The 14,357-nt window shown below is 54.6% G+C and carries 18 protein-coding genes; 10 read left to right on the top strand and 8 right to left on the bottom strand.

Features of this window, described 5'->3' with window-relative positions:
- Window positions 1-13: 13 nt before the first annotated feature.
- From B1H56_RS10565 to B1H56_RS10555, 3 genes are all read right to left on the bottom strand, one after another.
- Window positions 14-919: a DUF7847 domain-containing protein gene (locus B1H56_RS10565; protein ID WP_066519499.1), complete on the bottom strand. Its 906-nt coding sequence runs from the start codon at window positions 917-919 to the stop codon at window positions 14-16.
- A gap of 223 nt (window positions 920-1,142) precedes the next feature.
- Window positions 1,143-1,727, bottom strand: coding sequence for an LOG family protein (locus B1H56_RS10560; RefSeq protein ID WP_121419001.1), 585 nt, complete (start codon window positions 1,725-1,727; stop codon window positions 1,143-1,145).
- A gap of 106 nt (window positions 1,728-1,833) precedes the next feature.
- A complete protein-coding gene (locus tag B1H56_RS10555; protein ID WP_066519490.1) occupies window positions 1,834-2,325 on the bottom strand; it encodes a QueT transporter family protein in 492 nt (163 codons plus the stop codon).
- 130 nt (window positions 2,326-2,455) lie between these two features.
- On the opposite strand from B1H56_RS10555, the gene B1H56_RS10550 reads away from it, so the two are divergent.
- The 9 genes from B1H56_RS10550 to B1H56_RS10510 all read left to right on the top strand — a co-directional run bounded on the left by B1H56_RS10550 (window position 2,456) and on the right by B1H56_RS10510 (window position 10,852).
- Window positions 2,456-3,274 (top strand): histidinol-phosphatase HisJ family protein, encoded by an 819-nt coding sequence (locus tag B1H56_RS10550; protein WP_066519487.1) that lies wholly within the window; start codon window positions 2,456-2,458, stop codon window positions 3,272-3,274.
- 258 nt (window positions 3,275-3,532) lie between these two features.
- The gene (locus B1H56_RS10545) at window positions 3,533-4,306 is read left to right on the top strand and encodes a nucleotide-binding protein (RefSeq protein WP_066519484.1); all 774 of its coding nucleotides are present in this window, start codon (window positions 3,533-3,535) and stop codon (window positions 4,304-4,306) included.
- The gene (locus tag B1H56_RS10540) at window positions 4,299-5,594 is read left to right on the top strand and encodes a nitrogenase component 1 (RefSeq protein WP_066519482.1); all 1,296 of its coding nucleotides are present in this window, start codon (window positions 4,299-4,301) and stop codon (window positions 5,592-5,594) included. Before B1H56_RS10545 ends, B1H56_RS10540 begins: the two co-directional genes overlap by 8 nt.
- Before the next feature lies 1 nt (window position 5,595).
- Window positions 5,596-6,750, top strand: coding sequence for a nitrogenase component 1 (locus tag B1H56_RS10535; RefSeq protein WP_066519474.1), 1,155 nt, complete (start codon window positions 5,596-5,598; stop codon window positions 6,748-6,750).
- 39 nt (window positions 6,751-6,789) lie between these two features.
- On the top strand, window positions 6,790-7,977 hold the full coding sequence (locus B1H56_RS10530; RefSeq protein ID WP_066519472.1) for an ABC transporter substrate-binding protein: 1,188 nt from the start codon (window positions 6,790-6,792) through the stop codon (window positions 7,975-7,977).
- 3 nt (window positions 7,978-7,980) lie between these two features.
- Complete coding sequence (locus tag B1H56_RS10525) at window positions 7,981-9,000, top strand: FecCD family ABC transporter permease (protein WP_066519471.1); 1,020 nt, start codon at window positions 7,981-7,983, stop codon at window positions 8,998-9,000.
- The gene (locus B1H56_RS10520; RefSeq protein WP_066519470.1) at window positions 8,997-9,785 is read left to right on the top strand and encodes an ABC transporter ATP-binding protein; all 789 of its coding nucleotides are present in this window, start codon (window positions 8,997-8,999) and stop codon (window positions 9,783-9,785) included. The genes B1H56_RS10525 and B1H56_RS10520 overlap by 4 nt, the downstream gene beginning before the upstream one ends.
- A 170-nt stretch (window positions 9,786-9,955) precedes the next feature.
- The gene (locus B1H56_RS10515) at window positions 9,956-10,096 is read left to right on the top strand and encodes a hypothetical protein (protein ID WP_162938995.1); all 141 of its coding nucleotides are present in this window, start codon (window positions 9,956-9,958) and stop codon (window positions 10,094-10,096) included.
- Between the two features lie 54 nt (window positions 10,097-10,150).
- Window positions 10,151-10,852 carry a zinc metallopeptidase gene (locus tag B1H56_RS10510; RefSeq protein ID WP_066519464.1) on the top strand — a complete coding sequence of 234 codons (702 nt, stop codon included), beginning with the start codon at window positions 10,151-10,153 and terminating at the stop codon, window positions 10,850-10,852.
- Between the two features lie 57 nt (window positions 10,853-10,909).
- On the opposite strand, the gene B1H56_RS10505 is transcribed toward B1H56_RS10510, so the two are convergent.
- On the bottom strand, window positions 10,910-11,179 hold the full coding sequence (locus tag B1H56_RS10505; RefSeq protein ID WP_082771099.1) for a DUF1294 domain-containing protein: 270 nt from the start codon (window positions 11,177-11,179) through the stop codon (window positions 10,910-10,912).
- Window positions 11,180-11,214: 35 nt separating this feature from the next.
- On the opposite strand from B1H56_RS10505, the gene B1H56_RS10500 reads away from it, so the two are divergent.
- Window positions 11,215-11,934 (top strand): tyrosine-protein phosphatase, encoded by a 720-nt coding sequence (locus B1H56_RS10500; protein ID WP_066519455.1) that lies wholly within the window; start codon window positions 11,215-11,217, stop codon window positions 11,932-11,934.
- 155 nt (window positions 11,935-12,089) lie between these two features.
- Here the strand turns inward: B1H56_RS10500 and B1H56_RS14625 are convergent, their stop codons facing one another.
- From B1H56_RS14625 to B1H56_RS10485, 4 genes are all read right to left on the bottom strand, one after another.
- Window positions 12,090-12,263, bottom strand: coding sequence for a hypothetical protein (locus tag B1H56_RS14625; RefSeq protein WP_156468710.1), 174 nt, complete (start codon window positions 12,261-12,263; stop codon window positions 12,090-12,092).
- An 88-nt stretch (window positions 12,264-12,351) separates the two neighbouring features.
- Window positions 12,352-12,870 (bottom strand): Gx transporter family protein, encoded by a 519-nt coding sequence (locus B1H56_RS10495; protein ID WP_066519453.1) that lies wholly within the window; start codon window positions 12,868-12,870, stop codon window positions 12,352-12,354.
- The gene (locus tag B1H56_RS10490; RefSeq protein WP_066519451.1) at window positions 12,851-13,222 is read right to left on the bottom strand and encodes a NusG domain II-containing protein; all 372 of its coding nucleotides are present in this window, start codon (window positions 13,220-13,222) and stop codon (window positions 12,851-12,853) included. The genes B1H56_RS10495 and B1H56_RS10490 overlap by 20 nt, the downstream gene beginning before the upstream one ends.
- A gap of 61 nt (window positions 13,223-13,283) precedes the next feature.
- Window positions 13,284-14,282 carry an FAD:protein FMN transferase gene (locus tag B1H56_RS10485; RefSeq protein WP_066519448.1) on the bottom strand — a complete coding sequence of 333 codons (999 nt, stop codon included), beginning with the start codon at window positions 14,280-14,282 and terminating at the stop codon, window positions 13,284-13,286.
- Between the last annotated feature and the right edge of the window lie 75 nt (window positions 14,283-14,357).

The following is a 14,357-nucleotide window of genomic DNA, read 5'->3' as shown; positions in this document are numbered from 1 at the left end:
GTTCCGGCAGCGGTCAGCGGCGGCTCCTTTGTTCATATTCATACTTTGCATTCCGGTAGGTATGGTAAGTGAACGCGTACCAGAACGGAAATACGAATGTAACGACGACGATTGCAAGCAGGGCGAACAAAATCACAAAGACCATCAATGGATTTTGCAGCGCAAGCATCGGGTCCACAAGGTACAGTTCATAAAGCTCCTTAAACGGCAGCTGGGACAGCCAGTTGATGACGACCCCGGCAAGCGCCACGATCACCGCGGCGGTGAGCACGCGCGTAAAGTTGCTCCAAAAATTTCCCAAAAACGCATAACGGTAGGAACTGAGGACCGCCCGGAATCCGCCTTGGCCCTCTACGGCAACCGTATACGGGATAAATACGATCCCAAAAAAGAGCAGCAGGGCCGCGAGCGCAAGGACCACGATGACCGCGATCTGCCATGCGGGCAATACCGCTGCCGGAACCCCGCCGGGCAGCGCGATGGCCACGATGGCCGCGACGATCCCGGCCACGGGCAGGATCAGCAGCGCGATGGCGGCAAAGTATGACCGCAGCATACTGCCGTACCGGCGCTTCGCGTGCGCGCTTGCATCCCGGAAGGACACGTTTTTCCCCGAATAATCGCTGTCGATGACATATACCACGTTTGAAACCATCAGCGGCGACGCAAAAACAGCGACTCCGGCAACGATCGCAAGCACCGTAACGACGCTCGAAAGGCTGCTTCCACCCGTCTGCGAAAGCGTAAGCAGCAGCGACCGCGCCACCGAAACGGTTCCCGGCATAGTGAAAAACATCAGCGGGACGAGCAGCACAAGCTGGAAGAGCAGCAAGGGCAAAAATAGCCTGCCGAAATTCCGTTTATAAACGATTCCGGATGTCCGGAACATGGTCTTGAAGCTCATGGGGATCTTTTCCATTAACAATTACCTCTGTTTGCCGGGACTGCGCCGAAGCAAAGTCCGCCTTGCTTCTCCTCTTCCCGACAGGCCTGCTTCCGCATTCGCTTCGCCCGGTATGTTCTTCAATCTTCCGCCGGCGGCGGAATTTGCCTTGCGGGACTGCGCGGGGCTCCTGATTGCCGGTCCGATATCCTTCCCCCTGCATACCCCCCATTTTGCACACAGGCTTACGATCCTTCCCTTACGGCGCTTCCGGCGTAAACCATTTGCTGCTGGTTTCCGTATAATGATATTTTTCGACGGCTTCCACGGCCTGCCGGGGCGTATCCACAACCGTAAATACGCTGAACGCTTCCTCTTTGGCGAATTTCTGCGCTACCATTTTTTCAAACATGGCAAGCAGTTCGTCGAAAAAACCGTTCGTATTCAAAATTACGATGGATTTTTTATGCTGTTTCAGCTGCTTGAGCGTAATAACTTCGCACAGCTCTTCAAAGGTGCCGAAACCGCCCGCCACTGCGATGAACGCGTCGGATATATCTTCCATCCTCTGTTTGCGCTCACGCATGGTTTCCGTTACGATATAGTCGTTGCATTTTTCGTAGGGAATCCCCGGGATGTCCATGAATTCCGGGATCACCCCGATCACATGGCCGTTCCGGCTATGCGCGCCGCGCGCGGCGGCGCCCATCATGCCCATTGTTCCCGCGCCGAACACCATCGCCCATCCTTTTTCGGCAAGAAGCTGTCCGAGCCGGTAGGCGGCATCGAAATAGCTTTGGCCGATTGCGGCGGAGGAGGAACCGAATATACATATTTTTTTCATAATACTGCCTTTCAACAAATAGACGTGAAAACCCTTTGGTTTTCCGGCAAAGCCGCTGCCGCTGAATTCTTTCCCGGGTGCGGCAAAGGCCCGGAAAGAAGATATCTTAGATTCTCTGGAAAACGTTTCGCCTATAGCGGTTTAAGAGAAACCACAGCGGCATCCCGATACCGTAGCACGCGATTGCCTGGCCGATCCCAACCGTCGCGACATTGAGCCAATAGGGAAGCCCGAGCATCACGTTAAGCGTCCAAGATACCAAAAAAGCGTTGGCGATGACGCTCGGGAGGGGAAGCAGCCACTTGCTTTTGCCGCGGATTTTCCATGTGACAAACGCGGCCAGCAGGCTCGCAAGGCTTCCGACAACGATATCCATGAGTCCAAGCGTCCCCGAGCCGAAAATGTTGGCGATCAGGCAGCCGATAAAGAGGCCGGGCACTGCCGCAGGCGTGAAAAACGGCAAAATACACATCGCCTCCGAAATACGCACCTGGAACTGCAGGAATCCAAATGGCGCGAACAGAAGCGTGAGCACTGCGTAGATTGCCGCAATCGCGGCCGTTTCACAAATGAAACGCGTCTTTGACGGATTTTCCATAATACCTTTACATCCCTCAACCAAAAATAATTTACAGTACAGTATAGCATACCCGGGCTCCGATTGACAACAACGCGCCGCCCGGTATAATGAGGATAGAAGCATTGCGAGAAGAAAGCGGGGAACCACCATGTTTGATTACCACATCCATTCCAACGTATCCCATGATGCGTACGACAGCCCTGTGCGCGTGGCTATGGCGGCAAAGGAAAAAGGGTTTGCGGAGATCTGTTTTACAGAGCACCAGGAGATCGACTATCCGTACCCGGAGGAGGGAATGGTGACGCTTGACGACGCGCTCTACGACCGTGAGCTCAGGAAGGCGCGGGAACGCGTACCCGGGATCGGGATCAAAAAAGGGGTCGAGGTATCGCTGATGCCGGGGTCCCTCCAAAAGATCGCCGGGTATATCGGCAGCAGGGAGTTCGATTTTGTGATCGCATCCCAGCATACCATTAAGGAAAAAGACCCATATTTCGGCGACAGCTTCGAGGGAAAGACGCTGCGGCAGGCGCAGCGCGAATATCTGGAGGAGATGCTTTTTGATCTCGAGCATTATGAGGATTTCGATGTTGCCGGACATATCGGATATCTGGATAAATACCTGCCCAATATTGACAGCCTGAAGGAGAAAACGCCGTTTGAATACCGGGATTTTCCGGACCTGCTGGACGCGATCCTGAAATCCGTGATCTTGCGCGGGAAGGGAATTGAGGTCAACACCAGCAACTATTCCGTATACGAGTGGCCGACGCCCATAAAAAGTGTGCTGAAGCGTTTCTACGAGCTGGGAGGCGAGGTCGTTACGGTAGGCAGCGACGCGCACGTGGCGGACAAGGTCGGCTGGCGGTTCGCGGACGCGGCGGAATATATGAAGGAATGCGGCGCACGGTATGTATGCAGATTTTCCGGACGCGTACCGGAGTTCGTGCCGCTCGAAAAGTTTTGAAACATGCGGAAGGGAAACGCGGCGGTCCGCGGTGGCCGGGCGTTTTTTTACCGGCCGCATATTTTTCCGGTTAAAAAATTTCGCGAAAAAATTAAAAATAGAATAAATCCTGTTGACATGTTCATGAAAAAATGATAAAGTTATCAACGGTTAGCAGAAGCTAACCAAAAGGGCAAAGGGGCACTTAAATGGGCGCTCCTTATTATTTTCCAAAAAGTTAGCTTAAGCTAACATATGAGAATGGAAGGGAAGACTGGAATGATTAAGATTGCCTTGTATGGAAAAGGCGGGATCGGGAAATCGACGACCGCATCCAACCTGTCGGCGGCTTTTGCACAAAAAGGCTGGCGGGTGATGCAGATCGGCTGCGATCCCAAGGCGGACTCCACGCAAAATGTGGCGGGAGGAGAGCGGCCGCGTACGGTGCTTGACGCGCTTCGCGAGAAAGGCGGGGCGGTGACGCTTGACGATATTGTCAAGGAGGGCTACGGAGGCATCCTGTGCGTGGAAGCGGGCGGCCCTACGCCGGGGATCGGCTGTGCCGGCCGCGGGATCATCACCGCGTTTGAAAAATTGGAGGAGCTGAAAGCGTATGAAATATTCAAACCGGACATTGTTCTATACGACGTTCTCGGCGATGTGGTTTGCGGGGGCTTTGCGATGCCCATCCGCGGTGGTTATGCGGACCAGGTTTTTGTCGTGACCTCGGGCGAGAAGATGGCGCTTTACGCAGCGGCGAATATTGCCCTTGCCATTGAAAATTTCAAGAAACGGGGCTATGCCTCTTTTGGCGGCGTGATCCTCAATGCGCGCAATGTAGAGCGGGAAAACGAGCTTGTGGAAGAATTCGCGCGGGATGCGGGAACGCAGGTCGTGAAGGCGATCCCCCGCAGCAGTTTCGTGCAGCGTGCTGAGGAACAGAAGAAAACGGTGGTGGAGGCATATCCCAAAAGCGATATGGCGCGCGAATACCTCGATCTTGCGGACCGCGTGCTTTCCATCTGCGCAAAGGAGGAACGGAAGGATGCGTGAGCGGGACACGAAAAGCATTTTGGCGCGCGCAGACAGGGAATCCGGATGCGAGTTCGTTACCACCCTTCAGTATTCGTCCCCCGCACGCGGCGGCTGGAGCATTGTGCGCATGGCAATGCAGGTTCCTGAAAGTTATCAGCTCTTTGTCGGCCCGTCGGCATGTATGCGGCACATCATGCTTTCTTCCATGGAGCTTAAAATCGACGACCGTATCTCGTGGCTTCCGATCCGCGAGGCGGATATCGTTTCGGGCAGCTATGAACAGCTGATCCTTGAAAATGCGGACGAGCTGCTCGGGAAAATGGATCCGCAGCCGCGCGTGCTCATGATCTTTGTGACGTGCATCGACAACCTGCTCGGAACGGACCACGAGGTGTTCCTCGGACCGCTCAACGAAAAGTACCCGGACACGAGGACGATCGTATGTTTTATGAACCCGATTACGGGGGACGGCCCCGCGCCGCCCGCCGTTACGATACAGGATACCATTTACTCCCTTACCGGGGATGCGGAGCAAAAGGACCGCGCGGTAAACTTTATTGGCAGCAACCTCGCCATCGAGCGGGACAACGAGCTGATCGGCTGGCTTGGACAAAACGGGATCGAATCCCGGCATATCAGCCAGTACAAGACATTTGACGAATTCAGGGAAATGGGGAAAAGCACACTTAACATCGTCACTTCCCCGCTCGCGCTTTATGCGGCGAAACAGATGAAGCTCCGGAAGGGGATCGATTACGGATATTTCCCGGTCAGTTATTCCTTTGACGAGATTGAACGGGATGCGGCTGGGGTATGCGAAAAGCTTGGCATACCGGCGCCGGATTTTTCAAAAGAAAAACAAAAAGCGGAAGGCAAGATACTGGAAACGCTGAAAAGCCTTGCCGGGCGGCCTGTTTCCATCGACTATGCGGCGACCTACCGTCCCTTTGGGCTTGCGCGCCTTCTTTTGGAGTACGGCTTCCGAGTCGACACCATTTTTTCCTCCGAATGCCTGCCCGTCGAACGGGAGGATATGAATTGGATTCTGAAAAACCACCGCGGGGTGAAGGTCCTCCAGCCTGAGCATTTTTCGATGCCCGGGCAGTTCGCGGGCAGCAAACAGCATTTGTGTATCGGCTTTGAAGCGGCTTATTTCACGGGCTCGCCCCATGTGGTGCCCCTTGCCGCGGACGGCGGACATTACGGTTATGCGGGCATTATTTCCATGATGGAAAAGATGCGCCGGGAATGCGGGCATGAATATGACCTGGAGCAGCTTGTGAAAGACAGCGGATTGGTGGTGTGACATGAAACAATTATCTTTGAACCTACCCCCCTTTGCGCCGGATTATTCGGGCGTGTGCTCGGCGCTCTTTGAGCTGGGCGGAATGATTGTGATACACGATGCGTGCGGATGCACGGGAAATTACACGGGCTTTGACGAGCCGCGCTGGTATGGATCGTCGAGCGGGGTATATTGCTCGGCCCTGCGCCAAATCGACGCTATTTTAGGCGACGATGAAAAGCTGGTCGGGCGCATCATGGAAGCGGCTGAGGAGATGCTGCCGAAATTTATCTGCGTGACCGGAAGTCCCGTGCCTATGGTAATCGGCACCGATTTTCAGGGGATCGCGGACGAGATCGAACAACGCACCGGCCTGCCCGCGTTCGGATTTGCAACGACCGGCCTGCGCCTTTACGACAGCGGCGCTTCAGACGCCTTTCTCGCGCTCGTAAGGCGTTTTGGAAAAGAGGAAGCAGCAGAGGAAAAGCGGGTCAACCTGCTTGGCCTGACCCCGCTTGATTTCTATACGAACGGAAACGCGGAAGCGATCCGCATATTTCTGGAACGGGCGGGCTATACGGTAGGCGCATCCATTGCGATGGGCGCGTCGCTGGACGAGATTATGGCATGCGGACGCGCGCGGGCAAATGTGGTTGTTTCGCAGAGCGGATTGGCTGCAGCGAACGACATGTATGAGCGGCTGGGAATCCCTTACGTCGTCGGCCTTCCGGTAGGGCAAAAGCCGTCGGAAGAGCTGCTTGAGCTGCTTGGGCAGACCTGCCGGGATGGGAAAAACCGTATGGCGGCTCCGGAGAAGCCGGGAAAACAGGCGCTGATCCTGGGAGAGAAGGTGATCTCCGATTCTATTCACCGCTGCCTTGTGCGGGACTATGGATTTGAAGGAGCGACCGCAGCGGGGCTATTTACCCCGAATGCCGAGCTTATGCAGCCGGGCGACCTGCAGGCGGCGGGCGAGGCGGAAATTGCGGCGGAGGTGAATGCCGGTTACGATATCGTGATCGGCGACCCCATGCTGAAGGCGCTGCTTGAACCGGGCAGCCGCACGAGGTTCGTGGATTTTCCGAGCCCGGCGGTGTCGAGCAAGCTGCACTGGAATGAATGCATCCCGTTTATTGGGGATCATATAAAAGAACTTGTAAAACGCATCCAAGGATAATCCTATCCTTACAATATTTTAAAGAAAAGAGGTAAAGAAATGAAGAAAAGTATAGCGATACTGCTTGCTGTCCTGATGTGTTTGTCCCTCATGCTTACGGCATGCGCCCCGCAGGAGCCTGAGCCTGCGGCCTCGCAGGAGCCTGCGGAGAGCGCGTCTGCACAGCCCTCTGAAAGCGCGGAAGCGGCGGCTTCGGAAGAAGCGGAGGGAACAAGAACCATTACCGACCACGCCGGTCATGAAGTTGTGCTGCCTGAGAAGGTGGAGCGCGTGGCCATCGGCGGGCTTACGCCCCTTACGTCCGTATACTGCATGTTCATGGGGTCTTCGGACGGGCTTGTCGGCATCCATCCGGATTCCAAGAACGCGGCGGTAAATTCCATTCTCGGGGAAGCGTATCCGGGCCTGAAAGACCTGCCGGACGGCTGGGCCAGCGGCGACGACATCAACATGGAAGAACTCATCAAGCTCGATCCGGACGTGGTATTCTATAATGCGGACGTAACGGCGAATTATGACGCGCTCGAGGCCGCCGGTATTCCGGCAGTCGGCTTCTCGACCACGCTCTTTGACGATTACAATACGATCGACACTTTCAACGCGTGGATCGAACTGATGAAGGAAGTTATGGGACCGTCCGACAGGGCCGACGGCATTATCGCATACGGCGAGGAAGTGCAGAAAACTGTCGCGGACAAGCTGGCGGAAATTCCGGAAGAGGAATATCCGAATACGTTGATCCTCTCCAACTATAATGAATCCGCGATCACTGCGGGCGGCACCAGCTTCGCGAACTACTGGATCACCTCTACCGGCGGTAAAAACCTCGGTTATGACGTGGGAGCATTCGTGGGCGAAGTGAACATGGAGCAAATCTACGAATGGAACCCGGACGTGCTGTTCCTCAATAGCTTCTCGGCCTACACGCCGGAGGACCTTTACAACAACACGGCTGCGGACGGACACGACTGGAGCGGCATCAAGGCAGTGCAGGATAAGCGCGTATACAAAATCCCGCTGGGGATGTATTACTGGTTCCCGCCATCCTCCGACTCCCCGCTGATGCTCCAGTGGATGGCGAAACAAATGTATCCCGAGCTGTTTGAAGACCTTGATATCGAACAGGAGATCAAGGATTATTACAGCGGGTTCTACGGCCTTGAGCTTACGGACGACCAGGTGGATCTGATCCTGAACCCGACACCGGAATCGGTGGCGGCATTCTAATCTATGGCAAGCCTGAAACAGAATCATGTTTTCAGAAATATCATATTGATACTCCTGCCCGTTGTGACGGCAATCGCCTGTATGGGGATTGGGCGTATGTCTATGGGGCCGGGCGAGATCGTGGCGAACCTGTTTGATATCGCGGCACATGGTCCGGACAGCGTAGATCCACAGATATACAGCGTGCTGATTAACGTGCGGCTGCCGCGGATCATCCTTGCGGTGCTGTGCGGGGCGGGACTGGCAGTATCCGGCGCGGCGTTCCAGAGCATTTTCTCGAATGCGCTGGCAACGCCGGATACCCTGGGCGTGGCGGCAGGCTCCAGCTTTGGAGCCGCCCTCGCGCTTTTGCTGGGCCTGGGGCTGATTACGGTACAGGTCTCTGCGCTGGCAGTCGGCTTTGCCGCCGTACTGATGACATATCTCATCAGCCGCCAGAAAAGCGGGGCGAGCACAGTGATGGTCATCCTTTCGGGTATGGTCATCGCTTCCCTGTTTGAAGCGGGGATATCGATCATTAAATTCATCGCAGATACGGAATCGCAGCTTCCGGCCATTACCTATTGGCTGATGGGCAGTCTGGCGAACACCAACTTTAACAGCCTTGCGCTGGGCGCGCCGTTTATTGCTGTGGGGATCGCGATCATTTTCGTCCTGCGGTGGAAACTCAATGTATTGATGCTCAGCGAGGATGAAGCGAAGACGATGGGCGTAAATATCCGCGTGATGCGGGTCATCGTGGCACTTGCGGCGACGATGATAACAGCATCCTGCGTTTCCATGTGCGGACAGGTTGGCTGGGTAGGGCTTTTGATTCCCCATATTTGCCGTATGCTCTTTGGCAGCAACAACCAGAATATCGTTCCGGCGAGCATCAGCCTCGGAGCGGTGTTCCTGTTGGTTATGGATACCGTGGCGCGCAGCGCGACCGCGGCGGAAATACCGATCTCCATCCTGACATCGGTGATCGGCGCGCCGTTCTTTATTATCCTGCTCAAAAAGACGGGAGGGTCTAATTTATGATCTTTGAAGTTGCGAACGGATGCTTCGGCTATGGCAGCGGCAATGAAATACTGCGCAACCTGAATTTCCGGGTGCCGGAGGGAAAGATACTTTCCGTACTCGGGCCGAACGGCGTGGGAAAGACCACGCTGCTCCGGTGTATGATGGGACTGCTTCACTGGAGAAAAGGAGAAAGCCGTATCGACGGGAAAAACATCCACCATATCCCGGTGCGGGAGCTGTGGAAAAGGATCGCTTATGTGCCGCAGGCAAAGGGCAACGCGCTGATGTATACTGCCGAGGAAATGGTGGTGCTTGGGCGGTGCGCGCACCTCGGTATGATGCAGCAGCCGAAAAAAAAGGATCTCGAGCTGGCGCGGGAAGCGATTGAGATGGTGGGAGTCTCGCGCCTGTGCGGAAAGCTGTGTTCCCAGATGAGCGGCGGTGAGCTGCAGATGATCCTCATTGCGCGCGCACTTACCACACAGCCCTCCATGCTTGTGCTCGACGAGCCGGAATCGAACCTCGATTTCAAAAACCAGCTGATTATACTGGATATTATCCAGCGTCTGGCGGCGGAACAGGGAATCTCCTGCGTGTTCAATACGCACTATCCCGATCATGCGCTCAAAATCTCGAATCAGGCGCTGTTGCTGGATAAGTCTGGGAGATATATATTCGGGGAAAGCGCAGACGTCATCAACTGCGAGAACATGGAACGGTCGTTTGAGGTGGAGGTCTATATTGACCACCTGGACGTGGGCGGGGCAAGCATTGCCTCCGTGGTGCCGCTTTCCATTCTATAGGAGCCGCTTCGGCAGAGGATACAGCCAGCCATAATCGATTTTCCGGGCTGGGCTAAAGAAGGCTGCAGTTCTGGAATATTCGTATTCCAAACATCCGGACAGGGGGAGGACATCCCCTTTTTTGTTTGCCTTTAAAAGGACGCCGCGGAAGGGCGCCGCCAACAATCAATATGCAGGCGTATTCCGGCGTATGCGCGGGAGCTGGTATGGATGCGGATACGTTGACCCATACGGACCTGTCGCTGTTCCCGTGGATTGTGCGCAAGCGCAGCGTTTCGCGGAGGCGGCCAAAGTTTATGAATAATTCATAAATACGTGTTATTATCATGTTATTATAATAAAAAAAGAAACGAAGGGGAGAAAAGATGTTTTTTCCATTGTGGTTTGACTGGACATGGCTTATTCTGATTCCGGCATTTATTATTACGATCTGGGCGCAGGCACGTGTCAGCAACGCATATAAGAAGTATTCGCAGATTCCGGCGAAAAGCGGCGTGACGGGCCGTGAGTTCGCACAATCCATGCTGCGGCAAAACGGCGTCGACGGTGTGGCTGTGAGGCCTGTCGCGGGGGATATGACCGATCACTTCGATCCGCGCAATAACACGGTGAACCTTTCGGAAGGCGTTTATGCGAAGCATTCGATCGCTGCCGTTTCCATCGCCGCGCACGAATGCGGGCATGTGCTGCAGAAAGATAAGAAATATGGACCGATGCGGATACGGAACGCAATCGTTCCAGTGGTAAATTTTGCGACAAAGCTTGCGTTTCCGCTGATCCTGATCGGGATTTTATTTTCCGCCCGGGTCCCCGGGCTGGAAGTGCTGGTGGATATCGGCGCATGGGTGTATTTTGCGGTCGTGATTTTCCAGCTCGTCACCCTGCCCGTGGAGTTCAACGCCAGCAAGCGGGCGATGGCCAACATCTCTGCTTCCGGGGTGCTGACCGTACAGGAGCAGACGGAAGCAAAACGCATGCTTTCCGCCGCGGCTATGACGTATGTGGCGGCGATGCTAGCGTCCTTCCTGTCCTTTCTGCGGCTGTTTCTGCTTTCGCGGAGAAGATAAATCCGGAATTTATTCGGATCATAGTTTGCAGAACGCGGGGATCGCGCTTCGTTTCCTTTATGCAATATATTTTAGAAATAATGCGGTCAGCACCGCCCAGAGTACGCAGAAAAGCGGTACGAGGATCATAAAAGAGGGATGCCGCGTTTTATGCCGGCATCCGAGCATACTAAGCAGCATACCGTAGGCCCCGCCGACGGCGGACAACAAAAACAATGTTTTTTCCGGGATACGGCGTTTAGAACGCTGTGCGGCGCGTTTATCATAACAACAGACGGTAAAGGCAACCAGATTGATTGCCAGAAAGTAAACGACAAAATAATCCATGTGCAGATTATAGCACGTAAAGGAAGGTTTGGAAAATGAATGTATCGAAGCCGCTGCCGCTGGCGGGTGCGCACAATGTACGCGACCTCGGCGGATATCCTACGGAAGACGGAAAGACAACAAAGTATAAGGCGTTTTTGCGCGGAGACAGCCTGCATGGGCTGACAAAAGAGGATGAGGAATATCTGGACGGCTACGGAGTGAGGCTTGTAATCGACGTGCGCGGGAACAATGAGGCATTCCTGCATCCCGATCATATCGATAAAAAACGGATCAAGCGGCTCCACGTTCCGCTCCTCGACCATATTCAGTCGGAAGCGATGCTTGGAAAACTGCCGGACGACATGGGCGGGATGTATATCGGCCTTGTGGAAAACAGCAAAGACGGCCTCAAAGAAATTTTTGCCAATATGGCAGGGGAAGAGGGCGTGACCCTTTACCACTGCACGGCGGGAAAAGACCGCACGGGCATCATCACCATGCTGGTTTTGAAGCTTGCGGGGGTGGCGGACGACGCGGTCCTTGCGGACTATGCGGTTTCCGAAACCTATATGAAGGATATGTTTGAAAAACAGCGCAGGATGGTCGAAAAGGCGGGCGTAAACGTGCCGGATTACGTGTTCCGCTCGAAGCCCGAATATATGCAAAAGCTGATGGAGCATATTGCCGGGAAATATGGTGCGGCAGAGGGCTATCTCGAGGCGATTGGGCTTTCCGGCGGCGAGATCGGGCGGCTGAAAGGGAAGATAGTGTGAAGGAAGGCCCGCCATTGACGGGCCTTCCTTCTGTTCCAACTGTTAATAGTCAGCAACCCATGCGCGGCCCTACCAGTGACCATCATTATAATCGAAAGGACCGTCGTTTCCGCGCAGCCATCCACGCTCATTGACTAACGCCATCAATTCGTCCATTAGTTGTCCCGCTTCACTGTCTCAGTAAGTGGTTCTAAAATATCATATGCTTTTACATAATTATAGTCATCAATCCATTTTCTAGCAGATTCAACAGCTATATTAACTGCAAGAGAATGGGAATCTTTGTAATCATCCAAGAGGACAAAACACACACAAAAAATTTTTTTCATAATATGCTCCATCCACAAAAGAATTTAATTTGACAGATCTGTTATACAACAAAAAGGGAACCTTTTGAGTCATATTTCAAAAAAGATTCTATTTTGACGAAACGGCCGCAAAGGGAAATCGTATCCGCCGGAAGACGAGCGCACACAGCACGCCCACGAAAAAACCGCACATTGTCCCCGTAAGGACGAGCACCGGCAAATAATAGGAGACCTGGGGGGTGGCGGTCAGAAGGGCCGCACAGGCAAGCTGCATCAGGTTATGGGAAATGCCGCCGAGAACGCTTGCCTTGATGACGGACAGGCGCTTTAACGCAAAATACATAATCAGGATGGAAACGAGCCCGCCTGCGAGCGAGAAAAACAGCATGGCCATGTTGCCGGAGAGCATTGCAGCCAGCAGGCTGCGCACAAGGCAGATGAGCAGGGCCCATGGAAGGCCGAGACAGCAAAGCGCAAACAGGGATACCACGTTCGCGAGGCCGAGCTTGAGGCCGGGAAGGGGCAAAAGGGAAGAGACTGCGCCGTCGAGCAGGGACAGCGCGAGCGCAATGCCGCATAACACTGCCGCGAGCACGAAGCGCGAGGTTTTATGATCCTGTAATGCCATCGACATCCGCCTCCCCTCCCGTGATCGTCGCGGTCACGCCATTGGGCGCACACACAATAGCCTCGCCAGCGCGGGAGATGTTTCCCGTTTTTTCGCATTGGCGGTTCGGGCAGTCCGTCTCCGCAACGCGCACGGAGCCTCCCTCGATTTCGAAAACATTATGATAAAGCCCGTCCACCTCACAGGTCGTATCTTCCGTAAGCGGCAGGATGGCTACGGTTTCTCCGCCCCGGCGGATGACCACCGTTTTGCCCTCCGCACGCGGCAGGGTAAAAAACCATACCAAAAGAACGGCTGCGGCAATGACCACAGTGAAGATGATATCGCTTTTGGTAACCAGTTTTTTTTGCATAGCTTTTTATCCGCCTGGCGGAAATACATCCTGAACGGGGCCGGACACACCCGGAAAAGAGTCAGTCGAGGCTGTATTCCCTGTTTTTGACCGTAAGCCCGTACTTTTCCGCGAAGCCGTCCGTAGTGACGATCCGCTTATCCCCGGTGAGGAAAAGCGCGTCTATCCCGCGTTCCTCCGCAAAAGCAACGCCTTTTTCCGCACCCATCACAAGCAGGGCCGTGGAATAGATATCCGAAAGGATACCGCTTTCACAGAGGGCCGTCGCCGCCACGAGGCCGTTATCTACGGGGTATCCTGTTTTGGGGTCGAGCACATGGTCGTAATAGGCACCATCCTCTGTGAAGCCGCGCTCATACGTGCCGGAGGTCGAAACGAATTTCCCGTCGAGCAGGATCGTCGCCATATAATCGTTCTCACTGCCCTCCGGGTCGCGGATGCCGATTTTGTAACTGTTCCCATCCGGCTTTTTCCCGAGGGCGTAAATGCTTCCGCCGAAGGAGATGATGGCGGACTCAACGCCGCCTGCCTTCAGGTTTTCGGCGGCCTTATCAAGCGCATAGCCCTTGACCGCGGCGCCAAGGTCGATCATCGCGCCGCCCGTGTTCACGGTATTCCCATCGAGCGTTACCGTGCGGTAATCCGCAGCTGCGAGCGCGGAAGCAAGCTCCGCTTCTTCCGGTACATGCGCATTTTCGGTGCCGAAGCCCCACGCGGCAATGACGCTGCCGAGCGCGGGCGAAAACGCCCCGCCGGTATCCGCAGCCGCTTCGAGCGAGACAGCCAGCACTTCCGCCGTTTCGCCTGAAACCTCCACATCCTGCCCAGGTGCGGCGTTCAGCCTGCAGACATCGCTTGTTTTGATGGTGCGCGACATTTCGTCCTCAAGCCTGCGGGCGATTTCATTGTTTTGGCGGAGGACGTCGCCGTTATCCGTATAGGCCGTTTGGATGATGAAGGTATCCATCGCGAAAATCTCACTGGTTTTCTGTGCGGGGGCACAGGAGGTAAACGCGAAAAGACAACAGGCCGCAAGCAATACGGAAAAAATGCGCCTCATTTTGCAGAAAGCACCAAAAATACAACCGCCGCCGCGAGGAACGGCAATAAAAACAGGAAACGTTTCAGTCCAATC

It is taken from the genome of Christensenella minuta, assembly GCF_003628755.1.
In the GTDB taxonomy this organism is placed as follows: domain Bacteria; phylum Bacillota; class Clostridia; order Christensenellales; family Christensenellaceae; genus Christensenella; species Christensenella minuta.
The sequence above is the reverse complement of the archived record's forward strand: the minus strand, read 5'-3'. Positions and strand labels throughout refer to the sequence as shown.